Source organism: Methylosinus sp. shoA, assembly GCF_059718125.1.
Map to the genome: position 1 here is coordinate 3905944 of NZ_AP046091.1, position 24110 is coordinate 3930053.

26 protein-coding genes and 1 pseudogene are annotated in these 24110 nt (G+C 66.7%); 14 read left to right on the top strand and 13 right to left on the bottom strand.

Annotated elements, in window-relative coordinates:
* Window positions 1-21 precede the first annotated feature (21 nt).
* Together AC6IW9_RS18165 and AC6IW9_RS18170 are read right to left on the bottom strand one after the other, a co-directional pair.
* Window positions 22-2520 carry a TonB-dependent receptor gene (locus AC6IW9_RS18165; protein ID WP_497765777.1) on the bottom strand — a complete coding sequence of 833 codons (2499 nt, stop codon included), beginning with the start codon at window positions 2518-2520 and terminating at the stop codon, window positions 22-24.
* Between the two features lie 264 nt (window positions 2521-2784).
* Window positions 2785-4287, bottom strand: coding sequence for a S10 family peptidase (locus AC6IW9_RS18170; RefSeq protein WP_497765780.1), 1503 nt, complete (start codon window positions 4285-4287; stop codon window positions 2785-2787).
* Window positions 4288-4434: 147 nt separating this feature from the next.
* Between AC6IW9_RS18170 and AC6IW9_RS18175 the strand changes: the two genes are divergently transcribed.
* Window positions 4435-4635 carry a CsbD family protein gene (locus AC6IW9_RS18175; RefSeq protein ID WP_497765782.1) on the top strand — a complete coding sequence of 67 codons (201 nt, stop codon included), beginning with the start codon at window positions 4435-4437 and terminating at the stop codon, window positions 4633-4635.
* 45 nt (window positions 4636-4680) lie between these two features.
* Here AC6IW9_RS18175 and AC6IW9_RS18180 read toward each other — a convergent pair whose 3' ends face one another.
* The 7 genes from AC6IW9_RS18180 to AC6IW9_RS18210 form a co-directional block, all read right to left on the bottom strand.
* Window positions 4681-4962 (bottom strand): DUF3175 domain-containing protein, encoded by a 282-nt coding sequence (locus tag AC6IW9_RS18180; protein WP_497765784.1) that lies wholly within the window; start codon window positions 4960-4962, stop codon window positions 4681-4683.
* A complete protein-coding gene (locus AC6IW9_RS18185) occupies window positions 4959-5402 on the bottom strand; it encodes a CBS domain-containing protein (protein WP_497765787.1) in 444 nt (147 codons plus the stop codon). The genes AC6IW9_RS18180 and AC6IW9_RS18185 overlap by 4 nt, the downstream gene beginning before the upstream one ends.
* Before the next feature lie 68 nt (window positions 5403-5470).
* On the bottom strand, window positions 5471-6739 hold the full coding sequence (locus AC6IW9_RS18190) for an MgtC/SapB family protein (protein ID WP_497765790.1): 1269 nt from the start codon (window positions 6737-6739) through the stop codon (window positions 5471-5473).
* Between the two features lie 30 nt (window positions 6740-6769).
* Window positions 6770-7660 carry a non-homologous end-joining DNA ligase gene (gene ligD / locus AC6IW9_RS18195; protein ID WP_497765793.1) on the bottom strand — a complete coding sequence of 297 codons (891 nt, stop codon included), beginning with the start codon at window positions 7658-7660 and terminating at the stop codon, window positions 6770-6772.
* Window positions 7657-9192: a non-homologous end-joining DNA ligase gene (gene ligD, locus AC6IW9_RS18200; RefSeq protein WP_497765796.1), complete on the bottom strand. Its 1536-nt coding sequence runs from the start codon at window positions 9190-9192 to the stop codon at window positions 7657-7659. The genes ligD (AC6IW9_RS18195) and ligD (AC6IW9_RS18200) overlap by 4 nt, the downstream gene beginning before the upstream one ends.
* Window positions 9193-9204: 12 nt before the next feature.
* On the bottom strand, window positions 9205-10107 hold the full coding sequence (gene ku / locus AC6IW9_RS18205; protein ID WP_497765799.1) for a non-homologous end joining protein Ku: 903 nt from the start codon (window positions 10105-10107) through the stop codon (window positions 9205-9207).
* A 27-nt stretch (window positions 10108-10134) separates the two neighbouring features.
* Window positions 10135-10956, bottom strand: coding sequence for a YihY/virulence factor BrkB family protein (locus AC6IW9_RS18210; RefSeq protein ID WP_497772555.1), 822 nt, complete (start codon window positions 10954-10956; stop codon window positions 10135-10137).
* A gap of 276 nt (window positions 10957-11232) precedes the next feature.
* Between AC6IW9_RS18210 and AC6IW9_RS18215 the strand changes: the two genes are divergently transcribed.
* Both AC6IW9_RS18215 and AC6IW9_RS18220 read left to right on the top strand, forming a co-directional pair.
* Window positions 11233-11547 carry an ElaB/YgaM/YqjD family protein gene (locus tag AC6IW9_RS18215; RefSeq protein ID WP_497765802.1) on the top strand — a complete coding sequence of 105 codons (315 nt, stop codon included), beginning with the start codon at window positions 11233-11235 and terminating at the stop codon, window positions 11545-11547.
* A gap of 20 nt (window positions 11548-11567) precedes the next feature.
* On the top strand, window positions 11568-12071 hold the full coding sequence (locus tag AC6IW9_RS18220) for a phage holin family protein (RefSeq protein ID WP_497765805.1): 504 nt from the start codon (window positions 11568-11570) through the stop codon (window positions 12069-12071).
* Between the two features lie 39 nt (window positions 12072-12110).
* On the opposite strand, the gene AC6IW9_RS18225 is transcribed toward AC6IW9_RS18220, so the two are convergent.
* Window positions 12111-12290 (bottom strand): DUF1328 domain-containing protein, encoded by a 180-nt coding sequence (locus AC6IW9_RS18225; protein WP_497765808.1) that lies wholly within the window; start codon window positions 12288-12290, stop codon window positions 12111-12113.
* Window positions 12291-12396: 106 nt separating this feature from the next.
* Here AC6IW9_RS18225 and AC6IW9_RS18230 point away from each other — a divergent pair, with 106 nt between their 5' ends.
* From AC6IW9_RS18230 to hypE, 10 genes and pseudogenes are all read left to right on the top strand, one after another.
* Window positions 12397-13587 (top strand): NADH-quinone oxidoreductase subunit D, encoded by a 1191-nt coding sequence (locus AC6IW9_RS18230; RefSeq protein WP_497765810.1) that lies wholly within the window; start codon window positions 12397-12399, stop codon window positions 13585-13587.
* 178 nt (window positions 13588-13765) lie between these two features.
* Window positions 13766-13828: pseudogene (locus AC6IW9_RS18235) on the top strand (HyaD/HybD family hydrogenase maturation endopeptidase); the annotation flags it as partial.
* 223 nt (window positions 13829-14051) lie between these two features.
* Window positions 14052-14261 carry a hypothetical protein gene (locus AC6IW9_RS18240; RefSeq protein WP_497765812.1) on the top strand — a complete coding sequence of 70 codons (210 nt, stop codon included), beginning with the start codon at window positions 14052-14054 and terminating at the stop codon, window positions 14259-14261.
* A gap of 19 nt (window positions 14262-14280) precedes the next feature.
* The gene (locus AC6IW9_RS18245) at window positions 14281-14703 is read left to right on the top strand and encodes a hypothetical protein (RefSeq protein ID WP_497765814.1); all 423 of its coding nucleotides are present in this window, start codon (window positions 14281-14283) and stop codon (window positions 14701-14703) included.
* Entirely contained in the window at window positions 14696-15037 is a 342-nt protein-coding gene (gene hypA, locus AC6IW9_RS18250) for a hydrogenase maturation nickel metallochaperone HypA (protein WP_497765817.1), read from the top strand. Before AC6IW9_RS18245 ends, hypA begins: the two co-directional genes overlap by 8 nt.
* The gene (gene hypB / locus AC6IW9_RS18255) at window positions 15037-15969 is read left to right on the top strand and encodes a hydrogenase nickel incorporation protein HypB (RefSeq protein ID WP_497765820.1); all 933 of its coding nucleotides are present in this window, start codon (window positions 15037-15039) and stop codon (window positions 15967-15969) included. The genes hypA and hypB overlap by 1 nt, the downstream gene beginning before the upstream one ends.
* Before the next feature lie 15 nt (window positions 15970-15984).
* Complete coding sequence (gene hypF / locus AC6IW9_RS18260) at window positions 15985-18225, top strand: carbamoyltransferase HypF (RefSeq protein WP_497765823.1); 2241 nt, start codon at window positions 15985-15987, stop codon at window positions 18223-18225.
* 2 nt (window positions 18226-18227) lie between these two features.
* Entirely contained in the window at window positions 18228-18458 is a 231-nt protein-coding gene (locus AC6IW9_RS18265; RefSeq protein WP_497765825.1) for a HypC/HybG/HupF family hydrogenase formation chaperone, read from the top strand.
* Complete coding sequence (hypD, locus tag AC6IW9_RS18270; protein WP_497765827.1) at window positions 18455-19582, top strand: hydrogenase formation protein HypD; 1128 nt, start codon at window positions 18455-18457, stop codon at window positions 19580-19582. The genes AC6IW9_RS18265 and hypD overlap by 4 nt, the downstream gene beginning before the upstream one ends.
* Window positions 19579-20628, top strand: a complete 1050-nt coding sequence (gene hypE, locus AC6IW9_RS18275; RefSeq protein WP_497765830.1) for a hydrogenase expression/formation protein HypE — start codon at window positions 19579-19581, stop codon at window positions 20626-20628. The genes hypD and hypE overlap by 4 nt, the downstream gene beginning before the upstream one ends.
* A 146-nt stretch (window positions 20629-20774) precedes the next feature.
* Here the strand turns inward: hypE and AC6IW9_RS18280 are convergent, their stop codons facing one another.
* Complete coding sequence (locus AC6IW9_RS18280; RefSeq protein ID WP_497765832.1) at window positions 20775-20951, bottom strand: hypothetical protein; 177 nt, start codon at window positions 20949-20951, stop codon at window positions 20775-20777.
* 92 nt (window positions 20952-21043) lie between these two features.
* On the opposite strand from AC6IW9_RS18280, the gene AC6IW9_RS18285 reads away from it, so the two are divergent.
* A complete protein-coding gene (locus AC6IW9_RS18285) occupies window positions 21044-21307 on the top strand; it encodes a sensor histidine kinase (protein ID WP_497765835.1) in 264 nt (87 codons plus the stop codon).
* Here the strand turns inward: AC6IW9_RS18285 and AC6IW9_RS18290 are convergent.
* A complete protein-coding gene (locus AC6IW9_RS18290; RefSeq protein ID WP_497765837.1) occupies window positions 21290-22795 on the bottom strand; it encodes a lipopolysaccharide biosynthesis protein in 1506 nt (501 codons plus the stop codon). The genes AC6IW9_RS18285 and AC6IW9_RS18290 overlap by 18 nt on opposite strands.
* Window positions 22796-22826: 31 nt before the next feature.
* The gene (locus AC6IW9_RS18295; RefSeq protein WP_497765840.1) at window positions 22827-24086 is read right to left on the bottom strand and encodes a glycosyltransferase family 4 protein; all 1260 of its coding nucleotides are present in this window, start codon (window positions 24084-24086) and stop codon (window positions 22827-22829) included.
* Window positions 24087-24110 lie beyond the last annotated feature (24 nt).

The window sequence follows — 24110 nt, forward strand, 5'->3', positions numbered from 1 at the left end:
GAGGATCCGTGGAGTCCCGTCTCAGAATTTGGCGCGCGCTTCGAGGAAGACGGTTCGCCCCGGCGCCACCAGAGTGTAGGGCGTCCCGGTCTGATAGAAGGCGTCGTAATAGGTCCGATCGAACATGTTCATGACGGACGCCTTCAGCGTGATGTTCTCCGTGATCTTCGCTTCGACGAAAGCGTCGAACCGCCAGTAGGAGGGGAGCTCCGTCGGCCAATTGACGAAGGGACTGGCCGGGGTCGGCGCCGGCATGCGCGTCGCGAAGTTGACCGCAGTGGCTCCATTGGCGATGATGTTGTTGCCGCCGTAGATTTTGGAGCGATAGATCGCCTGGCCGCCGAACTCCAGCCGATCCGGCTCGAGGCCGAAGAGATCGCCGAACTTGTATTTGCTCAGCAGGCTGAAGGATTCATGCGCGATATTGGCGAGCTGGAGGCCGACATTGGTTAAGATCCACGACTGCTTGACCTTCGACTCCATGATGACGACGCCGCCCGTCACGCTCCATTTGTCGGTGATGTTGCCGGCGATCTCGATGTCCGCGCCCTGCACGTAATAGGCCGCGTCGCCAGTGGTGAGGCTGCCGTTCACCTCGCGCGCGCCGCTCACATCGGTGCGGAACAGCGCCGCAGTGGCGAGCAGATGCCGGTCGAACAGCTCCCATTTGGCGCCGATTTCCTTGGCGTAGTTGCGCTGCGGCGCGAAGATCTGCGCGGCGGCGTTGAGGCCGCCGTAGTTGGCGGCGCCGCCGTCGAGCTCGGCGCCGACCGGATTGCTCGAGGTGGCGTAGGCCGCATAGAGGCTCACTTCCGGCAACGGCTTCACCACGAGGCCGGCGTTCCAATTGACCATGCCGGAGTGACTCGACGCGAAGGTCGTGCCCGTTTCGTTGCGGCTGGTGATGTTGTAATCATCGTAGCGAACGCCGGCGTTGGCGATTACGATGTCCTGGAAATTTGCCGTCTCGATCAGATAGCCCGCCTTGGTGTCGACCGCGATGCGGGTCACGTTCGGATTGCGGCCGGGCGCGACCGGAAACGGCAAGTCGCTGCAGGGCGCGAACAGATTGCAATTCAGCTGGCCGCCGATGACCAGATCTCCGTTCAGCTCCGACAAGAGGCCGACATAGTTGGTTCGCGTGACGCCTTCGCGGCCGAATTCCGCGCCGATGACCACCTCGTGCTTCACCGGACCGGTGACGAATTTCACATTGGCGTCGGTCTGATTCGCCAGCACATTGGTCACCTGATAACGGCTCTGCCCGCCGATTCTGACGGTCCCCGCCGTCAGATCGGCGCTCTGCGTCAGCGTGCCGATATAGTCGATGATCGAGCGGCCCTGGCGCAGGCGGCTGTTGAAAACAAGATTGTCGTCGACGCGATATTGCCCGGTGAAGGTGCCGAAATCCTGCTGATATTTCTGGAAGTCGCGATTGAGGAGGCCATACCAGGTGTAGCGGGGCGTGATTCCCTGCGAGAATGGCCGGTTGGCGGCGCGGTTGTAGGGAACGCCGAAGTCCGGCAGGCCGTCCTGATAGATGTGGGTGTAGCTCGCGGTGAGCGTCAGATCCTCGATCGGCTTGAAGACGACCGAGCCGGAGAAGCCATAGCGGTCGTCGGTGACGAGGTTGCGTCCCGCGACCTTGGAGTCCTGGTAGAGCCCGTTGAAGCGGACCGCGAGAATCGGGCTGATCGCGTGATTCAAGTCCACAGCCACGCGCTTGGAGTCGTCGCTCGGTCCGCCCCTGAACGTCAGATCGTAGAAGTCGACGTCCTTGGCCTGCTTGGTGACGACATTGATCGCGCCGCCGGCGGTGCCGCGGCCGGCGAAGCTCGATCCCGGACCGCGCAGGATCTCGACCTGCTCGGTGTAGAAATTCTCGCGCAGGCTGACGCCCGGATCGCGGATATTGTCGAGAAAGATGTCGTTGCGGGCGTCGAAGCCGCGGATGAAGAAGCGGTCGCCGAAGGCGTTGCCGCCCTCGCCCGTGCCGAGCGTCACGCCCGCCGTGCTGCGGCCGATTTCTTTCAGCGACGTCGCATTCTTGTCGGCCAGGGTCTCCTTGGTGAGAACCGTGACCGAGCGCGGCGTGTTGAGAATCGGCTGGGTGAATTTGTTCGACGACAGCCGGTCGGCCTTATAGGGCGCGGCGGGATCGGCGTAAGGATTGGCGTCGGCGGGCGCCGCGCCCCCCGCTCCGCCGACGGCGGCCTGCACGGTCACGGGCCCGGGCGCGCTCTGGCGATCGCCGGAATGCGCAGGCGCGCGGGCCGCACGGCGCGGCTTGGCGGCGTGACGGACGACCGGCGCCGCATGGACGACGGGCCGCGGCTTCTCGTTCGGCGCGTCGACGCGCACCGCCGGCAGCGGCTGGTTCGATTCCTGCGCCGTCGCGACGCCGACGCCCACGGCGATCACGGCGGCCGCGCCCAGAACCGTGGCCGACGGCCCGTCCATGCGCGCCACGGCGCCGCGACGAAGACTGCGAAGAGAGAGCGGCGCTTTGATCTTGCTCATTTTTTTGCCCCCGTGAAACGTCAGCCCCGCGGCGGGGACTAAGTTGTTTCATCATCAGTATTTTTTCATAGGGGCAACGTCAATGAACGAGCGCGCACACTGGAATTGTTTCAAACAACTATTCTTCGGAAAATTAGCGCGTGACCTTCTGTCTGCTTTCAAACATTGTTCGAAAGCGCCTCTTTAGAAGTATTCCATATATTTTGACCAGATAATGCTTGCGTGTGGCGCCGCTGCACAGGCCGCGCCGACTCGTTCGGCGCGCTATTTGCGCTCGATCGCCGCGCGCGCGGCGTCCCGCAGCAGCCGGCGCGCGTCCTCGCGCAGATAGGCCATGTGCCCGCCGGGAGTGGTGACGAGCTTGACGCGCGTCGCGCCGCCGAAGACCGGCAGCTGATCGATGAGCAGCTTGCTGACGAAATAGGGCGTCACCAGATCGGCGAGGCCATGCGCGATCGTGACCTCGAGCCGGCGGTCGAGCGCGAGCTCGTCGCGCAGGGTCGACACGGACTGCGCCTCGGCGCGGCCGCCCGGGCCGAAGTCCCAGTCATGCGCGACTCGATCGTTGAGGATCTCATAGCGCGCGTCGCCGACGGGCCATTGCAGCTTGTCGAACGTCACGCGGGTCATCGCGGCGCCGAGCGGCGCGCGCAGGCCGTCGAGCACCGGATCGGGCCACCGGCTCTCGCGCGAGAACGGTCGCGGATCGAAGCCCACGACCTCGCCGTCATAGGCGCTCGCCACCTCCCGCTGCGCGCGCTTGCGATCGCGCAGAAACGTCTTCAATTCGATGCGTCCTCCCTCCTCCGCGACGATGCGCGGATCGAGCCCGGTGAAGCGCGCCACATTCGTCTCGACCCGCCCCATCGCCTCCGCGTCGCGCGGGCCCTTCAGCAGATCGACGACGAACTCGCCGGAGGCGTAGGCCTCGACATCGGCGAGATCGGCGCGCTGGCGCGCCTCGCGCGCGACCGCCGCATAAGACGGAAGGCGTCCGGCGAGAGCGAGGAGGTTGCGCTCTCCGTCGAGCCAGCCGAAATCGAGCGCCGGCGAGATCAGCACCAGGCCCTCGACGCCGACGCTCTCGCGCTCGCGCAACGCGCGCAGCATCTCGACGGCGCGAAAGCCGCCATAGCTCTCTCCGACGAGGAATTTAGGCGAGCCGATGCGCCGATGCGCGACGAGCCATTTGCGCACGACGACGGCGAGCGCATCGGCGTCGCCCTTGGTCGAGAAGAAGGATTTCCGGGCGTCCGCGTCTTCGGTGAGGAATTTGCTGAAGCCCGTGCCGGGCGGATCGACGAAGACGAGATCGGCGAAAGGCAGCCAGCTCTCGGCGTTGTCGACGACCGCGGGTGGCGCCGAGGGCGAAGGCGGCTGCGGCCCGAGAACCAGCCGCCAGGGCGAAATTCCGCCGAGGGAGAGCCAAGCGGAGGCCGCGCCCGGACCGCCGTTGAAGACGAAGGCGATGGGCCGCGTCGCCGGATCGGCGTCCGACCGCTCATAGGAGACGAAGGCCACGTCGACGCGCGGCGCGCCGGTTCGGGCGTCGCGCAGCCGCACGGCGCCGGCGCGTGCGACGAAGCCGATCTTCTCGCCACGGATCGTCATCGTGTGATTGGTCGCGATCTCGGCCGGCAGGCCCTTGGCGTCGGCCGCCTCTTCCGTTTCCTTCCTCGGCGCGGCGGGTGGCGGCGGGGCCGCGGAAACGGAGAATGCGACGAGCGCGGCCGCCGCGGCGAACGCAATGCACGGCTTGGAAAGCATGACGGAGCCTCATTCGAAACGTCGAGCGATAGATAGCGCTTCGCTCGAGCGCGGCGAAGTTTTTGGAACCAAAGCCGCGCAAGAGAATTGATACCGAACCCGGCGCCGCGCGGCGAGTAGCGCGCGGCGAGAGACAGGAGTTGCACAATGGAATGGAACCAGATCCAGGGCAACTGGAAACAGGTCAAGGGCAAGATCAAAGAGAAATGGGGCGATCTCACCGATGACGATCTGACCAAGATCGAGGGCAACCGCGAGCAATTCGAAGGCGCCCTGCAGAGCCGCTACGGCAAGAGCAAGGAAGCGGTCCGCAAAGACATCGACGAGTGGTTGAAAACGCTGCACTGAGCAGCGCGGGACGGCCGGAACGCCGGCCGTCCCTTTCGCCGAGCGTCAGCCTTCCCGCCCGAACGCCTTGCGCAACTCGATCTTCGCGCGCTCGAGCACGCGGCGGCGCGGCTCCGGCAGCTCCTTGCCGGCGCGATTGATGTAGAACGTCAACATCGACATGGCCGAGCGGAACGGTTCGCTCTTGCGCCTGCGGCTGGCCTCGGCCGAGCGCTTCAGCGAGCGGGCGATGGCGCGCGGATCGTCGAGCGTGAACACATTCGGCTCGAGGTCGAGCGCGTCGCTGTGGCGGGTCACCTCGCCCGACCAATATTTCTCGTCGGTCACGCGGCGCGCTCGCTCTGGCAATGCGCGCCGCCGGGCTGCGCAATGCCGCGCAACGCGGCGCCAGACAGGCCCACATCCGGCTCCATCGCTATATCGGCGAGAGAGACGATGCCGACGAGGCGCTTGCTCCGATCGAGCACCGGCATCCGGCGCAATTGCTGCTGCGCCATATTCTCCGCCGCCTCTTCCACCTCGCGGTCCTCGTAGAGATATTTCACGTCCCGCGTCATGACGTCGCGCACCTTCGTCTCGGCGCTCTTGCCGGCGGCCACGGCGCGCAAGGCGATGTCGCGGTCGCTGATCATGCCGACGAGCCGGTCGTTCTCCCCGACCGGCAGCAGGCCGACATCGAGGTCGACCATTTGTTTGGCCGCGTCGCCGATCGATTGGTTCGGATCGACGATACAGACGTCGCGGGTCATGATGTCCTTGACCTTCATCTTTCGACTCCCTCGGTCTCGCCGCGGGAAGGAAACCCCCGGGGGCCGCCCATGGTTCCCAGGCGAAATCAGCGGCGCACGAGCAGCGAAGCCGCGCCGCAGAGGATCGCGAGAACCGAGACGATGGTCATGCGCCAGCCGGGTCGCGCGCCGCCGATCCAGAAGGTGAGCGCGCATTTGGACATGGTGTTGACCACGGCGGCGACGCCGATCGCGCCGGCCGCCGTCTCCAAAGGCAGCGAGCCGCGATCGAGGCCGGCCATCGACAGCGTGATCGCGTCGACATCGGCGAGGCCGGAGACCGCGGCGAGGACATAGGCGCCGGCGGCGCCGGCGAAGCGCGTCGCGAGCCGCGAGAGAATGGAGATCGTCGTCAGCAACAGCCCGAATTTCACGACGGCGCCGAGATCGAGCGGATTCTCCGGCGCGAAGCTCTCGCCCCGAGCGGGCGGCTCCATCGCCGGACGCATGAACCACAAGGCGGCGGCGATCATCACCGCGGCGGCGCAGGCGAAGGGAACGGCGAGCATGGACAGCATCGGCAGATCGACGGCCGCGACGACGGCGAGCACGCGGAGCGCCATTGTCGCGCCGGCGAAGAGCGCGCCGGCGACGAAGATCGAACGATGCTGCGCATGTTCGCGCGCGAGCTTCGCCATGGTGACGGTCGCGGCGGTCGACGAGGCGAGGCCGCCGGCGATTCCCGTGATGACCACTCCACTCGCGCCGCCGGTCGCCTTGATGACGACATAGCCGAAGAAGGAGAGGACGGCGATCATCACCGTCAGCATCCAGATGCGGAACGGATCGACCGCTCCCCACGGATCCACGGCGCGATCGGGCAGCAGCGGCAGCAGAACGACCGTCATGGCGAGCAGGATCAGGCCCGAGCGGAGCTCGTCCCAGCTGATGCGCCTCAGCCAGCCGTGGCTCGCCCGCTTCAGCGCCAGCAGCGAGGCCGTCGCGACGCCCGCCGCCCCCGCAACCTGGATGTCGCCGACGACGGCATAGGCGCCGAGCGCGAAAGCGAGCATGGCGCCGACCAGAGTCGTCGCGCCGAATGTCTCGTCGCGCTCGGTCTCCCGATAGCGAAACAAGGCGATCGACGCCGAATAGACCGCGAAGGCGAGTCCCAGCGACACGGCGCCGCCGACGCCTGTCTGGTCGCAGATCGCGCCCCAGACGGCGCCGAGCAGAGCGGCGAGCGCATGGGTGCGAAAGCCCGCGGCGCGCTCGCCCTCCTCGCCCTCGCGCGCCTGCCATCCCCGCTCCAGGCCGATCAGCAGGCCGATGGCGAGCGCCACCGACATGCGGCGAAACAATTCCAGCGTCTCCATGGCGGTCCTTCGTGAAAATCGACTGAAGTCTCATCGACGGTCGCCGGCGAACATGCGTAGCGCGGCCGGCGTGATGCTTTGCCGCAGATCGAAATAGCCGTCCCAGGGATCGCCGCGCAAGGAGACGAGGCGCCGCTCCATCGCCTCGATCGAATAGGCGTCGGCGCGCTCGATCCGCACGAGCTCGCCCCAGGCGACCGGCGCGGCGACCGTCGGCGCATCGCGGGCGCGGGGCGAGAAGGGCGCGATGGCCGTCGCCGCGCGCTCGTTGCGGCGATAATCGACATAGATGCGGCCGGCGCGGCGCGACTTCGTCATGATCGCGGTGAAGCGCGCGGGCTCCTCGGCGGAAAGCCGCATCGCCACGCCTTTGGCGAAGTCGGCGAGCGTCGCCCAGTCGAGCCCGGGCTCGAGAGGCGCGACGACATGCGCGCCCTTGCCGCCGGTGAGCATCACGAAGCTCGTGAGCCCGGCCGCGTCGAGCAGAGCGCGGAAGTCGCGCGCGGCCTGCTTGACCGTCTCGAAGCTCAGCGCTTCGTCCGGATCGAGATCGAAGGTCAGCCGGTCGGGCCGCTCGATCCGATCGACATGCGCGCCCCATATGTGCAGCTCCAGCGCGTCGATCTGCACGGCGGCGTCGAGCCCGGATCCGTCATCGAGCGTGAGAAACTCTTCCGTCTTTCCATCGCTCGACTCGATCGGCGCGGCGCGCAGGCCCGGCGGCAGGCCACGCGCATAGTGACGCTGGAAAAAGCAGGGCCGTCCGCCGCCCTTCGGACATCTGACGAGCGACAGCGGCCGGCCGGCGAGATGCGGAAGCGCGAAAGGCGCGACGCGCCGCCAGTAATCGAGCAGCCGCCGCTTGGTGACGTGGATCGAATCCGCATAGAGCGGCTTGTCGGGATGAGTGAGCCGGATCACCGCTTCTCTCCGCCCTCCCGAGTTGCGCTCACCTGCTTCGCCGGCTTGTCCTCGCGCAGCGCGACGAAGGAGGGATGGCGGAGCACGCCATCGCTCGTCTTTTCGGCATAGGCGACCTCGACGACGAGTCGCGGCTCGACGAAGCGCGCCGCGCGCGCGATGTCTCGCGGGAGTTCGACGAACGGCGAAGTCTTCCGTTTGCGCAATCTCGCCGCCACACGCGCGAGATCGCGATCGGAAAAGCCGGCGCCGACGCGGCCGCGATAGCGTAGGATCCCGCCCTCATAGTCGCCGAGCAGCAGCGAGGCGAAGGGCCGTCCTTTCTTCGTCGAGCGCCGGAAGCCGCCGACGACGAATTCGTCTCGTCCCATGCACTTCGTCTTGATCCATGAGAGCGTGCGGCCGGAAACGTAAGGCCGGTCGGCGCGCTTCGACACGACGCCCTCGAGCTTCATGCGACAGCATTCCTCGAGAAAGCGCGGGCCGTCGCCACGCAGGTGACCGCTGTAGCGGATCGCCGCCGGCGCCGCGCGCGTGAGCTCTTCGAGCCGCGCCTTGCGTTCGGCGAGGGACGCCTTCGAAATGTCCTCGCCGTCGATCTCGAGGAGATCGAAGACGTAGAAGATCAGGACATCGGCGCGCGTCTCCAACGCCTTCTGCAACCGGCCGAAATCGCTTCGCCCGCATTCGTCGGTCGCCACGATCTCGCCGTCGACGAGCCCGCTGCGCATCGGCAATTGCGCGACGGCCTCGGCGACGCGCGGAAATTTGTCGGTCCAATCGAGGCCGGAGCGCATGAACACCCGCGCCGCCCCGCCGGCCGAAGCGACGATGGCGCGATAACCGTCGAACTTGATCTCGTGCAGCCAGTCGCGGCCCGAAGGCGGCGCGGCGGCGAGCGTCGCGAGCTGCGGCGCGCGAAATTTCGGCAGACGCGCCGGCCGCTCGTCGTCCGCGGCGATCTCGGCGAAACCGCGCCCGCTCGCGACGCTCTTCGTCCATTCGCGGATCGGATCGCGATCCCGGTCCGCGAAGCGATCCTTCTCCTTGACGAGCAGCCAATTCTCGCGCCGCTCCCGGCCGCGCCGCGGCAGACGCATGAGCGCGAAGCCGCCCGTCAGCCGCTCGCCGGCGAGCGTGAATTTCAAATGCCCCTGCTCCAGGCCGCGGCGCGCGTCGCCCTGCGGCGACCAATGGCCGCGATCCCACAGCATCACTTCTCCGGCGCCATATTCGCCTTCGGCGATGTTTCCCTCGAACGTCCCATATTCGAGCGGGTGATCCTCTGTGCGCACGGCGAGACGTTTCTCGCTCGGATCGAGGCTCGGGCCGCGCGTCACCGCCCAGCTCTTCAGCACGCCGTCGAGCTCGAGACGCAAATCGAAATGCGTGCGCCGCGCACGGTGCTTCTGCACGACATAGGCGCCCCCCGCGGCGGCGTGCGTCGCCTCGCCGCGCGGCTCGCGCGTGCGTGAAAAATCGCGCTTGGTCCGATAGGCTTCGAGCGATGCCGCGGCGCTTCGCGCGATCATCCCGACATCTCCTCACGCGCGCCTTTTTGCAGTTCCCGCTTTCTTCGCGCCCGCGGCCGTCTTCGCGCGGCCTGCGCCGCGCGTCGGCGCCGGCTTCGCGCCGGACCTGCGCGGCGACGCCTCGGCTTCGCCGACGCTGCGTTTCAGCGCCTCGATCAGATCGATGACCTTGCCGGGACCGCGTCTCTCCTCCTCGCCCGTGGCGACGATCGCATGGCCTTCGCGCTTGCGCTCGACCAATCCCCTCAGCGCCTCCGCATAGGAATCCTTGAACGCCTTCGGATCGAACGGCCGCGTCTTGCGCTCGATGAGCTCGGTCGCGAGCGAGATCATCTCCGCATCGCCCGCGACGTCGCCGATCTCGGCGAAATAGGGCTCGGCTGCACGCAATTCGTTCGCATAGCGCAGGGTCTCGACCAGCAATCCCTTACCGAAGGGAACCACTGCGACGAGGTTCTCCCTGCCGCGCATGGTGAGACGCCCGAGCCCGATCCGGCCGGTGGACCGCAGCGCCTCGCGAATCACCACATAGCCTTCGGTCGAGACGTCGCCTTCCGGCGCCAGATAATAGGGCTTGTCGAAATAGCGCGGGTCGATCTCGTCGCGGTCGATGAATTGCACCAGCTCGATCGCGCGGCTGCTCTCGAGCTTGATCTCGTCGAGCTCCTCGGGCTCCAGCACGACATAGGCGTCGTCGCCGATCTCGAAGCCCTTGACGATGTCGCTCGCCTCGATCGGCCCGACGCCGGGCGCGACCTTCTCATAGCGCACGCGCTTGCCCGAAGGCTTGTGGATCTGATGCAGCGTGGTCTTCTCGCCGCTCGAGGCGGCCGCGTAGAGCACGACGCCGATGGAGACGAGCGAGAGGCGCAGATAGCCCTGCCAATAGGCGCGCGCGCGCGGAGCCGGAGCCATGGAGCGAGATCCTTCTTCGACCTCCGCTCATCTAGCGCCGCGACGCGCACGGGCGATGGCGGCGTTGAGCTCGCCGCCGTAAATGAAGATGACCGCGCTGAAATAAAGAAAGACGAGCGCGATCATCGCTGAGGCGAGTCCTGCATAAGTGAGCACATAGCGGTCGGCGAAGGCCGAGAGATAGCCGCCGAAGGCGGCGCCGGCGACGAGCCACAGCGCCAGCGTCACGACGACGCCCGGCGCCGTCTCGGAAAGCCGCCGGCGTCCCGCGGGAAGCCAATTGTGAACAGCGAACAGAGTCGCGGCCAGAACGAAAGTGGCGATGGCGAAGCGCGCCAGCGTGACGAAGGTCCAGAAGGGCGGAAACCAGCCGAGATAATGCGCCGCGATCTCGGTCGCGACAGGCCACAGCACGACCAGCACCGACAGGATCAGCAGCGCGACGGCGCTGCCGAGAACATAGAAGATCGATTCGAGGCGCAGCAGCCACCACGACCGCGTCTCCTGCGCTTCATAAGCGCGGTTGAGGCCGATGCGCAGGCTCTCGATTCCGCTCGAGGCGAAATAGACCGCGAAAAGCGCGCCGATGGTCAGCGCGCCGCCTTGCGGCGTCGTCGCGACGCGGCGGATCTCGCCGGCGATCGGCGCCGCCACCTGCGGCGGCCAGACGTCGAGCAGCAGGCGTCCGGCCTCGTCGGCGAGGCGCGTCGAGCCGACGAGGCCGGCGAGCGCCGTCACGACGATGAGGAAGGGAAACAGCGACATCAGCGTCGACAGAGCGATATGGCTCGCGATCGCGAAACCGTCGCCCTCGCTGAAATGCAGAAAGGCGTCGAGCGGGACGCGCAGAGGCGCGGGCAGCCGCTCCGCCCGTGACGCGAGCGGCCCGAGAGCGCGCTGGAAGGTCGTGTCGTCGATTTTGTCCAGAGCGGGCCTCTTCTTCGCGCAGAACGCCACATGCGCGCATATCGTTCCGGCGCGTCGCGGCGCCAGCCCTTCGCCTTCGCCTCGTCGGGGACGCGGCGCGGCGCACGATTCGCGACCCCGACCGGAACGCGCCGGCAACCTTCGGCGCCGAGGGACGTTGTGACACATATGCCAACGCGCAGAATCGGGAGTTCGGCGATGGGATCGAAAAATGGCGGTGGACTTCAGGACGAGCTGCAGAGCCTTCGCGACCATATGAGCGAACTGGCGAGCCGGCTGAGCGAGACCGGCGACGATGTCGCCGACGATGTGAAGGAACGCATGCAGAAAATCAGCGACGACATCGACGGAGCGATCTCGCAGGCGAAAGCCAAGGGACGCGAGGTCGTGCATCAGGCCGGGCTCGATACTGTCGGCGACACGGTCGGAAGCTCCATTCGCGAGCATCCCTTCGCGTCCCTGGCGATCGCCATCGGCGTGGGCGCTCTGGTCGGAAGCCAGCTGCGCCGCTGACGAAGAGCGAGGTCGCCGCCGTGCCGTCGTTCGTCGAGACCGCGAAACATGCGATCGAGATGCGCGCGAAGAGACTGGGCCTCGGCGTCGCGATCGATGCGGCGGCGGTCCTCTTCGCCGCGGTCGCGTTGTTCTTTTTCACTTATGCGGCGTTCGTGCTGGCGCAGCGCCGATTCGGGACCGTCGCGGCGAGTCTCGCGCTCGGCGGCGTCTATCTGACGCTCGCCGCGGTCCTCTATGTCTGGTCGCGCAGATTGGCGCATCGTTCCGCCGGCGCTCCCCGATCCGACGATCCGGGGAGATATCTGCTCGCGGCGGCGACCGGAGCCGACAAACGTCCGGACTGGATCGTCGCGCCGGCCCTCATCGCCGCCGGCATAGAAGTCTTGCGGCGTATCGGCGCTCACCGCCTCATTCCGCTGTTCGCGCTGAGCGCGGTGGCGGTGGCGGCGGCGCAGACGACCATGCGCTCCAAGCCGAAAGACGACGCCGACGCGGAAGAGGGAAAGAGCCGCCGCGCATGACCGACGCGGCGACCGGGCGGCCGCCGCGTCGGCGGTTCTTCACGCGCGTCCTCGCCTGACGAGACCGCCGATCAAGGCGATGACGAAGAGCACGATCGCCACCCAGAACAGGATGCGCGCGCCCTCGACCGCGGTGCCCGCGACGCCGCCGAAGCCGAACGCCGCCGCGATGATGCCGACCACGAGGAACACGATGGCCCAATACAGAAGACCGCCCACGGACGCCTCCAGATGTCGATCCCGGCCCGGCCGATAAACGCGGGAGCCTCGAAGCGGTTTCGCACCGGCGTTCGAATCTCCCTGCGCTCGCGCCGAAGGTGACGCCATGAGTCTCGACGCCGATCGCAGCTTCACGTTGAATTTCGGCCCGGTGCATCCGGCCGCGCACGGCGTGCTGCGCCTCGTGCTCGAGCTCGACGGCGAGATCGTGCGCCACGCCGATCCTCATGTCGGCTTCCTGCATCGCGGCACGGAGAAGCTCATCGAGGACAAGACCTATCTGCAGGCCCTGCCCTATTTCGACCGGCTCGACTATGTCGCGCCGATCAATCAGGAACACGCCTTCTGCCTCGCCGCCGAGCGTCTGCTCGGCCTCGAGCCTCCGCGGCGCGCGCAGCTGATCCGCGTGCTCTATTGCGAGATCGGCCGGCTCCTCTCGCATCTCCTCAACATCACGACACAGGCGTCCGACGTCGGCGCGCTCACGCCGAACCTCTGGGGCTTCGAGGAGCGCGAGAAGCTGATGGCGTTCTACGAGCGCGCCTCGGGCGCGCGCATGCACGCCTGCTATTTCCGCATCGGCGGCGTGCATCAGGACCTGCCGGAAGCGCTCGTCGACGACATCGAGGCCTTCTGCGACCCCTTTCTGAAAGTATGCGACGATCTCGAGGGGCTGCTCACCGACAACCGCATCTTCAAGCAGCGCAACGCCGACATCGCCGCCGTGACGCTCGAGGAGGCCTGGGGCCTCGGCTTCTCCGGCGTGTTCCTGCGCGCCTGCGGCGGCGCCTGGGACCTGCGCAAAGCGCAGCCCTACGAATGCTACGAGGAGATGGACTTCGACATTCCGACCGGCCGCCATGGCGACTGCTACGACCGCTATTGCGTGCGCATGGAGGAGATGCGGCAGTCGACGCGCATCATCCGCCAGTGCCTCGCCAAGCTGCGCGCGCCCGACGGAAAGGGCCCGATCGCGGTCGAGGACCACAAGGTCACGCCGCCGCGGCGGGAGGTCATGAAGCGCTCGATGGAGGCGACGATCGAGCATTTCAAGCTCTACAGCGAGGGCGTCCACGTTCCGGCGGGCGAAGTCTACGCCGCGGTCGAGGCGCCCAAGGGCGAGTTCGGCGTCTATCTCGTCTCGCGCGGCGGCAACAAGCCCTATCGCTGCAAAATCAGGGCGCCGTCCTTCGCCCATCTCGCGGCGGCCGATCGCCTGTCCTGCGGCCATATGCTCGCCGATGTCGCGGCCATCGTCGGCTCGCTCGACATCGTGTTCGGGGAGATCGACCGGTAGCGCCGATCGCGGCCCCGGATTGCTGCGCTGCGCTCGCAATGACGCAACGAGCATCGGAAGAACGACCATGCGCACTCTCGTTCTCGGCATCGGCAATCTTCTCTGGGCCGACGAAGCCTTCGGCGTGTGCGCCGTGTAGGCGTTCCATGCGCGCTTCGAGACCGGGGAGGACGTCGCCATTCTCGACGGCGGCGCGCAAGGGCTCTATCTGCTGCAGTTCGTCGAGACCTGCGATCAGCTTCTCGCGTTCGACGCCATAGGCTACGGCCTCGAGCCCGGGACCCTGCGCGTCATGCGCAGCGGCGATCGAGCCGGCGCTCACTGCTCCGGCGCGGACGCTCGCGGAATGGGGCGTCGAGCTGCGCCCACGCGGCGCGGGAAGCCTGCGAGAGCCTGCTCGCGCATGACCTCGACCATCGCCACTACGAACGGCGTCCGCGCGGCGCCGAAGAGGAGACGAGACCATGAAAGCAATTCGCAACGTCCTGGCGGCCGCCGTCTCGCTGGCCCCGGCGTCGGCCTTCGCCCATCCCGGCGACCATCCGGTAGACCTCGTTCATCTCTTCACCGAGCCCGATCATCTCATTACCATGGCCTTCGGCCTCGTCTGGGCGGGAATGGTCTTCGCCGTCGGCTATTGGTTCAAGCCATGGCGAGCCGACTCCTGGCGCTGACGCCCGCATCGGCTTTCCCATGACGGTGATCGAAGGCGACGCCTGCGAGGCGCTGCGCGAGCAGCGGCGCGTGTCGATGGCGCTCGTCGGCGCGCAGCCCGCCGGCGCGCGCGTGCTGGTGCATATCGATTCGGCGGTCCGGCTGCTCGATCTACTCGAGGCCGCGCAGATCGCCCGCCGCTGGCGCGAGACGGATTTCGGCCGCGACGCAGCGGCGGCGCTGCTGCAGGCGCGCATAATCGATCCCGAGACGGGACGCGGCGAATTATATCACTGGGCGCGGCTCGGCGCCGACGATAAGATCGCCGATTATGCGATCCTCGCTCCGACCGAATGGAACTTTCATCCGGCCGGGCCATTCGTGGCTATCACCGGGCTCGCAGCTCTGTTCGACCCTTGCGTCGCTTTTCATGTCGAGCTCGAGGAAGCGGCCCATGCATGAGCTCGCGCTGACCGAAAGCATCGTCGAGATGATCGAGGAAGAGAGCCGCAAACAGGGTTTCACGCATGTGCGCGTCGTAAGGCTCGAGATCGGCGCTCTCAGTCATGTCGAGCCCGAGGCGATCCGCTTCTGCTTCGAGGCCGTGGCGCGCGGCGGCGTGACCGACGGCGCGCGGCTCGAGATCATCTCCACGCCCGGCGAAGGCTGGTGCCTCGATTGCGGCAAAACCGTCGCGCTCTCCGAGCGCTTCGGCCCTTGTCCCGAATGCGGCGGCTATCATGTGCAGGTGACAGGCGGCGAGGATATGCGGGTCAAGGAACTGGAGGTCGATTGATGTGCACGGTCTGCGGCTGCGGAACCTCGAGCGTCGAAGGCAAGGACTCCCACTCCCACGACCATGGCCCTCACGGGCAGGGCCATGCTCATGCGCATGGCGAGCATGGTCATCATGATCATCCTCACGACCATGACCGCCATCATCATGGTCATGCGCATGATCACGACCATGAAGCCGGCTCGGTCATCGATTTCGGCGCGGGTCCGGCCGGCGTCCATGTCGCCGGCATGAGCCAGGAGCGGATCGTCCGCATCGAGCGGGACATTCTCGGCAAGAACAACGATCACGCCCACGAGAACCGCGTGCGCTTGGCGCGGAGCGGAACCTTCGCGCTCAATTTCGTGTCGAGCCCGGGCTCCGGCAAGACCGAGCTGCTCGTGCGCACGATCCGCGACATGAAGGATCGCTCGCCCATCGCCGTCATCGAGGGCGATCAGCAGACGTCGAACGACGCCGAGCGCATTCGCGCGACCGGCGCCCCGGCGATCCAGCTCAACACCGGCAAGGGTTGCCATCTCGACGCGCATATGGTCGGACATGCGCTCGACGAATTGCCGCTCGCGCCGGGCGGGTTGCTGTTCATCGAGAATGTCGGCAATCTCGTCTGTCCCGCCGCTTTCGACCTCGGCGAGGCGCACAAGGTGGTCGTGCTCTCGGTGACGGAGGGCGAGGACAAGCCGCTCAAATATCCCGAGATGTTCGCGGTCTCCGACCTGATGCTGCTCAACAAGGCCGACCTGCTTCCTCATGTGGAGTTCGACGTCGGCCGCTGTCTCGCCAATGCGCTGAGGATCAATCCCGATCTGCAGACGCTGGTCGTCTCGGCGCGCAGCGGCGAAGGCATGGCGGCCTTCTACGCCTGGATCGAGGCGCGCGCCGCGCGTCTCGCGCAGCGGCGCGGCGAAGCAGCGGCGGCGGCGACACGATAGGAGCGAGTTCCGGCCATGGCGTCTTCGGAGCCGGCGACGATATCGAGACTGCGTCTCAGAGTGACGGGCGCGGTGCAGGGCGTCGGCTTTCGCCCCTTCGTGCACGGGCTCGCCCATCGCCATGCGCTCGGCGGCTTCGTGCGCAACGACGCCCGCGGCGTTTTGATGGAAGTGGAAGGCGAGAATGTCGAGGCGTTCGTCACGGCATTGCGGCGCGAGCCGCCGCCGCTCGCGCGCATCGACAGCCTGACCTGCGAGACAATCGCGCCGATGCACGAATCCGCTTTCCGCATCGAGGACAGCCGCGACGGCCGCACGCTGACGCGCATCACGCCGGACGCCGCGGTATGCGAGGACTGCCTCGACGATCTGTTCGATCCGGCGAGCCGCTTCCATCTCTATCCTTTCGTCAATTGCACGCATTGCGGCCCGCGCTACACGCTGACGAAGCGTCTGCCCTATGACCGTGCGCAGACCTCGATGGTCCGCTTCGCCATGTGCGGAGATTGCGCGCGCGATTACGCCGATCCGGCGAACAGGCGCTTTCATGCGCAGCCGATCGCTTGCTTCGCATGCGGCCCCCGGCTCGACCATTCGATCGCCGAAATCGTCGCGACGATCCGACAAGGAGGGATCGTCGCGCTCAAAGGAATCGGCGGCTTTCATCTTCTCTGCGATGCGCGCAATGAAGCCGCCGTGGCCGAGCTGCGTCGCCGCAAGCAACGCGACGCCAAGCCTTTCGCGGTCATGGTCGCCAATGAAGCCTCCGCCGAGCGCATCGGACTCTTCGACGCCCGGTCGATGCGCCTGCTGCGCTCCGCCGCGCGGCCGATCGTCGTCGTCGAAAACTGCGCGCCGCTCGCGCCATCGATCACGCCGGGGCTCGGGCGCATCGGCGTGATGCTGCCCTACGCGCCGCTGCATCATCTGCTGTTTCATGCCGCGGCCGGCGCGCCCGACGGCCGCCGCCGGCGCAGCGAGCCGCAGGATTTCGTCATCGTTGCGACCAGCGCCAATCCGAGCGGCGAGCCCTTGATCATCGACGACGACGAAGCGCACGAAAAGCTCGCCTCGATCGCCGATCTCGTCGTCGGCCACGACCGCGCCATCGTCGCGCGCGCCGACGACAGCGTCGCGACCGTCATCGCCGGAGCTCCCGCGCTTCTGCGCCGCGCCCGCGGCTTCATCCCCGAGCCGATCGAGCTGCCTTCCGACGGCCCGGACGTGCTGGCTGTCGGCGCGCATCTGAAGACGACCGTCACGGTGACGCGCGGACGCGAGGCTTTCGTCTCGACTCACATCGGCGCGCTCGACAATCGCGCGACGATCGACTTCCATCGCGAGACCATCGCGCGCATGCTCGATATTCTCGACGTCGAGCCCGAGCGCATCGCCTGCGATCTCCACCCCGACCTCGCTTCCACGCGCTATGCGGAGGACTGTGGCGTCCCCCTGGCGCGCGTACAGCATCACGCCGCCCATGTCGCGGCGATCGCCGCCGAGCATGGCGTCGAGGGGCCGACCCTCGGCGCCGCGCTCGACGGCTACGGCTATGGCGACGACGGCGGCGCCTGGGGCGGCGAGCTGATGGTCGTCGAGCGTGGCGAATGGCGGCGTCTCGGCCATCTCACGCCGCTGCCGCTGCCGGGCGGCGACCGGGCCGCGCGCGAGCCCTGGCGCATGGGCGTCGCCGTCCTCGCCCGCCTCGATCGCTGCGGCGAAGTTTTCGACCGCTTCCCGCAATTCCCGCTCGCGGGCCGGGTCGCAATGCTCGCCTCCTCGCCTCACGTCGCGCGCACGACGAGCCTCGGCCGCATGTTCGACGCCGCCGCCACCCTGCTGGGCGTGTGTCACGTGCAGGCCTATGAAGGTCAGGCGGCGATGGAGCTCGAGGCGCGCTGCCGCGCGCCACTCGCGCTTCCGGGCGCCTTCCGCATTCGGGACGGCAATCTCGATCTCGCGCCACTCTTCGCCACTCTGCTCGAGCCCGGCCTCGACGCCGCGCGCGGGTCCGAGCTGTTTCACGGGACGCTGATCGAAGCGCTCGCCGCGTGGATCGGCGAAGCCGCCTTCGCCCACGGCCATGAGCGCGTCGCGCTCGGGGGCGGCTGCCTCATGAACAAGGTCCTCGCCGAGGGGCTCTCCCTGAGCCTTCGAGCACGCGGTCTGTCGCCCCTCGTCGCGCGAAAAATTCCCTCGAACGACGGCGGCCTGTCACTCGGACAGGCCGTCATCGCCCGCCAGAGAAAGGCCTGAGCATGTGTCTCGCCATCCCAGCGCGCGTCGTCGAGCTGCTGCCGGACGAAATGGCGCGCGTCAGCCTCGACGGCGTGAGCAAGATCATCTCGACCGCGCTGGTCGACGATCTTTCGATCGGCGACTATGTCGTCCTGCATGTCGGCTATGCTCTCGCCAAGATCGACGAAGCCGAAGCGCTGGCCACATTGGAGCTGCTGCGCGAAGCGGCGCAACTCGGAGCGGCGCCATGAAACATGTTGACGAATATCGTGACGGCGCGCTGGCGCGAGGCGTCGCGCGCCGCATCGCCGCAGAAGCGCGTCCCGACCGCGATTATCGCTTCATGGAGTTCTGCGGCGGCCATACGCATGCGATCTCCCGCTACGGCGTCGAAGACCTGCTGCCCGAAAATATCCGCATGATCCACGGACCCGGGTGCCCCGTCTGCGTGTTGCCCATGGGCCGCATCGACGACGCCATCCGCCTCGCCGCACGGTCCGAGGTGACGCTCTGCACCTATGCCGATCTGATGCGCGTGCCGGCCTCGGGCGGAACGAGCCTGATGAAGGCGAAGGCCGACGGCGCCGATATTCGCATGGTCTATTCGACGCTCGACGCGATCGCCATCGCCGAGAAAGAGCCGGATCGCGAGGTCGTGTTCTTCGCCATCGGATTCGAGACCACGACGCCGCCGACCGCTCTCGCCATTCGGCTCGCGCAGAAGAAGGGGCTGCGCAACTTCTCGATCTTCTGCAATCACGTGCTCACGCCGGCGGCGATGCAGGCTATTCTCGAAACCAGCGACGGCGTCGAGATCGAAGGCTTCGTCGGCCCCGCGCACGTCTCCACGGTGATCGGAATATCGCCCTATCGGCGCTTCGCGACCGATTACCGCAAGCCCGTCGTCATCGCCGGCTTCGAGCCGCTCGACGTCATTCAGGCGGTGCTGATGCTGGTGCGGCAGATCAACGAGGGCCGCAGCGAGATCGAAAATCAATATCGCCGCGCCGTCACCGAGACCGGCAACGGCAAGGCGATCGACGAGATGGCGGAAATTTTCGAATTACGCGAGAGCTTCGAATGGCGCGGCCTCGGCGAGATTCCGCAGAGCGCGCTGCGCCTGCGCAAAAAATATGCGCAATTCGACGCAGAGCGGCGCTTCTCCGTCGTAACTCTGCCTGCGCGCGACAATCCCGCCTGCGAGTGCGGCGCGATCCTGCGCGGGGCCAAGCGGCCGCAGGACTGCAAGCTGTTCGGAACCGCGTGCACGCCGGAGACGCCGATGGGCTCCTGCATGGTGTCCTCGGAAGGCTCTTGCGCGGCGTATTGGGCTTATGGAAGATTCCGCCGGCTCGAAAGGCGAAAGGCGTCATGAACAAGCACGAGGCGCTCGGGAGAAAGCTCGACCTTCGCAACGGCCGTGTCGACCTGTCGCACGGCTCTGGCGGCCGGGCGATGGCGCGGCTCATCGCCGATGTGTTCCACAGCGCCTTCGACAACGACTTTCTGCGCGCCGGCAACGACCAGGCGGCGTTCGACGTCGCCGCCGGGCGCATGGCGATGACGACCGACGGCTATGTCGTCTCGCCTTTGTTCTTCCCGGGCGGCGACATCGGCAAGCTCGCCGTGCACGGCACGATCAACGACATCGCAATGGCCGGCGCGAAGCCTCTGCACATGTCGGCGAGCTTCATCATCGAGGAAGGCTTTCCGCTCGCCGATCTTTCCCGCATCGCCCGGAGCATGGGCGACGCCTCGCGCGCGGCGGGCGTGCCGATCGTCACGGGCGATACGAAGGTCGTCGAGCGTGGCAAGGCCGACGGCGTGTTCGTCTCGACGACTTGCGTCGGCGTCGTTCCGCCGGGCCTCGATCTCTCCGGCGACAAGGCGCGGCCGGGCGATGCGATCCTGCTCTCGGGCTCGATCGGCGATCACGGCGTCGCGGTGATGTCGAAACGCGAGAATCTTTCTTTCGAGACCGAGGCCCTCTCCGACACGGCCGCCCTGCACGATCTCGTCGCGGCCATGGTCACGGCGGCCGGCCCCGCCATTCGCCTGATGCGCGATCCGACGCGCGGCGGCCTCGCGGCGACGCTGAACGAGATCGCCCATCAGTCGAAGGTCGGCGCACATATCGACGAATCCGCCATTCCCGTCGCCCCGCAAGTCGCGGCCGCCTGCGAGCTTCTCGGCCTCGATCCGCTGTTCGTCGCCAATGAAGGCAAGCTCGCCGCCGTCGTCGCGCCGGAGGTTGCCGACCATCTGCTCGCGGTGATGCGCGCGCATCCGCTCGGCGAGCGCTCCGCCCGCATCGGCGAGATCGTCGCGGACGATCACTGCTTCGTGCAGATGACGACGCGCTTCGGCGGCGGCCGTATCATCGACTGGCTCTCCGGCGAGCAATTGCCGCGCATCTGTTGAGCGACACGAATGAACGAGCGCGAAGATGCAACGCGACGCGCGCAAGGGCGCGACCGGCGCCACCGTGCTGCTCGTCGACGACGGGCGTCGAGTTCTTGACGCGCGTACGCGAGCGCTGGCCCGAGCCGTAAGCATACCATCTCCGGCTACACGGACTCCGAGGACATCATGCCGGCGTCACCGAGGCGCTTTCGCACATGCGGCGGGCCTTCCGATCTGATGGCGATCAATCGGTCGCCGCTGTTCAATTCCGGGACGGCCGCAGGCGCGGTCTTCACCGGCGACCGGTCGGCGAGCTGCGGCGCGCCTATGAGGCGCTGCATCGCGCCCATGTCGAGCTGAAGCAGGCGCAGTCGCGGCCGCGAATCTCGATCGCCCTCGTTTCGATCGCCACGCGCAAGAAGGCGAATTCGCCGTGGTCGAAATCGCCGACAATGACAAGGGCGTGCCGGAAACGCTGCACAACCGCATTTTCGAACCCTTCTTCACGACGAAGACGGCCGGTAAGGGAACCGGGCTCGGACTGTGGATCAGCAATTCGATCGTTCAAGAGCATAGTGGTTCGATCGATGTCGATGCGCCGTCCGGAGGCGGCGCCCGCTTCACCGTGCGCCTGCCGCGCGGGACCGATCGACACGCCCCGCAGGAGGTCGGGCGCCGATCAGCTCGGCTTGCGTAAAGCGCCGCGCAGCAAGATGTCTCCCGCGAGCCTTTTCGAGAACTGCAGCTCTTTCCGCTCGAGCACGCCGAGCGCCACGATCAGGAGAGCATAAACCGCTGCGCCGGCCGGTATCGCCAGAGCCAAGGCGGCCGGCGTCCGCCATTCGACGACGATCAGCCGCGCGACGAGCGCGCAGCCTGTCGCCGCGAGCACGATCTTGCAGAACGTCATCAGCGGGAACGGAAGATCGAAGACCTTCGCGATATAGAGGAAGCTCGACAAGGTTAGAAAGCTCTGCACCGCCGAGCGTGCCGAGACCGCGCCCATCACACCGAAAGCCGGGATCATCGTCACCCCGGCGAGGAGAGAGAAAATGACGCCGAGCATTCCCGTTCGCACGAGAAACGAGCTCTTCTCGCATGCGAGCAGAAGCGTCGAGGCGACCGTCGAGATCGATCCGAAAGCCTGCATGGCGACCAGAACGGTGGCCGACGCGCTCGCCTCGGCGAATTCGGGGCCGAACAACACCGGCAGGAACAGCGGCGCGATCGCCGCCATGCCGAAGCACGCGGGAAACAATACGAGAGCGACGAAGCGGATCGCCGAAGCGTAAGCGTCGCGCAGCCCGCTCTGATCCTTCAACGCATGTCTTTCGGCGAACAGCGGCAGCAACCCACCGGTCATCAACAACGGCGCCTGAGCGGCGAGATTGCAGAGCGTATAGGACACGGCGAACAGCCCGGCTTCCTTGGCGCCGCGCCAATAGTCGAGAAAACCGATTTCGATGCGCGACCACACGATCACCGAAATCAGGCCGACGCCCCAATTGTTGAAGGCGAAACGCCATGCGCGCCGTCTCAGATCCTCCGGAAGGCCGGTGGTCGACCGCGCATATTGCAGCGCCACGCCCGCGCAGGCGAGGCTTCCCGTCGCATAGCCGACGAGCGCACCCTCCGCCCCGGCGTAGAGACATCCTACCGCGGTGGCGACGAGCTGCAGGGGAAGCCCGATCGCCGTCAACTTCGCCGCCACGTCGAAGCTCTGCCGCCCGCGCAGCACCGACAGACCGAAGTTATTCAAAGCCTGAACAGCGAACACGAAAGCGATCACGAACCAGATGGAGTCCGGAGACTCGCTGAATATGCGCAGCCGCAAACTGTCACGGATCCATTCCGCGCCGCCGAGCGCGAGCTCGCCGAAGAGTCCGACGACGATCATGGTCGAGACGAGGATCGGCCGAAAGAAACAGGGGCCGATCTCATCGGCATAGGCGATCTCGCCTCGCGCCATCAGCTCCGGCGTGAATCGCGCGATGGTGAGAGGGAGCCCGAGGTCGGCGAAAGTGACGGCCATGCCGGTGAGCCATATGCCGATCGCGACGGTTCCCGCCCCGACGGGACCGAGAATGCGTCCCACGATGACGAGGCCGAGAAAGCTTCCGAGCGACGAGTTCAGACTGGCGATCAGCCCGAATATGGTGTTGCGTGTGAATGTGTTCAGCGACATGTCAGGCCTATCGAAGCGCGAGCGTTCCGTCTCATCGTCCAGAAAGGCGGGCCGGTCTTCTCGAGACAGGCGCCCTCCCTTCGACTTCCGCCGAGCAATCCCGGCGCCGGGGCGCGTCTGTCCCAACTCCCGCGGCATGAGACGTGCGGATCGAACCCAACGCCTCGCGATAGGCGTCGAAATAGGCAGCTGCGACGCGCGGCCAAGCGAATTCGCCCGATAGGTCGATCGCGGCCTTTCTGATCCGACCTGCCGAAGTATCCAGTTCGGCGAATGCGCCTGCGATCGACCGGGCCGCCGCGGCCGGATCGCAAAAATCCGTGATATGGATCAGTCCTCGTCGCGACGAGAAGGCCTGATAGGCGTCGTTCGCGTGAACGACCGGCAAGAGCCCGGCGCTGAGCGCCTCGATGAGCGCTATGCCGAAACCCTCATATTCGGACGCGCTCACAAATAGGCTCGAGCGTCCGATCAGCCTGGCGACGGCGCTCGCGTCGAGCCCGACATGAACCTCGACATGCGTCTCGAGAGAGCACTGTGCGATCGCCTCGGTCAATCGCTCCTTGTTCCAATCGGACTCGATTCCGGCGATATCGAGACGCCATTGCGCGTCTTGGGCTACCAACGCGCGCATCGCGTCGAGCAGACGGTCCAGCCGCTTGTTGACCGAAAATCGCCCGATGGTGATCAGCGATCTCACCGGAGCCGGGCTCGACGCATCGGCGAATTTGTCGATGTCGACGCCGTTTTCGACGAGCCACAGATTGTTCGGCGAGATCGTCGCGAACATCTCGTAATCGCTGTCGCTGCAGGCGGCGACGACCTGGTAGCGGCGCGCCGTGAATCGCGTGACCGCGCCGAACCACAGGCGCTTCAGCCCCGAATGCGCCGCGGTGTGGAAAAATCCGCCGTGCGTCGTCGCGATGATCTGGCTTCGCGCGAAGAGCGACGCCAGGGCGACGAAGTCGAAGAAAAAATCCACCGCGTGAACATGCACGACGTCGGCGTCGCCGATATGCGCGAGCACGCCGGGCGCGATGGGATAGCGTGTCGAACCGACAAAAGGAATCCGACGGATTTCAATTCCGTCGAGAACGTCTCTTTCAGGGAGGGCGACCCGTCGATCCGTGAACAGACGATCTAGCGTCACGATCCGCACCTGCGCGCCGGCGTTCGACTGTTCTCGCGCGAGCCGATAGACGAATTCCTCGAGGCCCCCCCGCGAAGGCCAGAACTGCCGAACGACATGGACGATCTTCATCGGACGACCTTTGGTTCCCGAGCCTCGCACTCCACTCTCCGTCGCGCAGCTTAA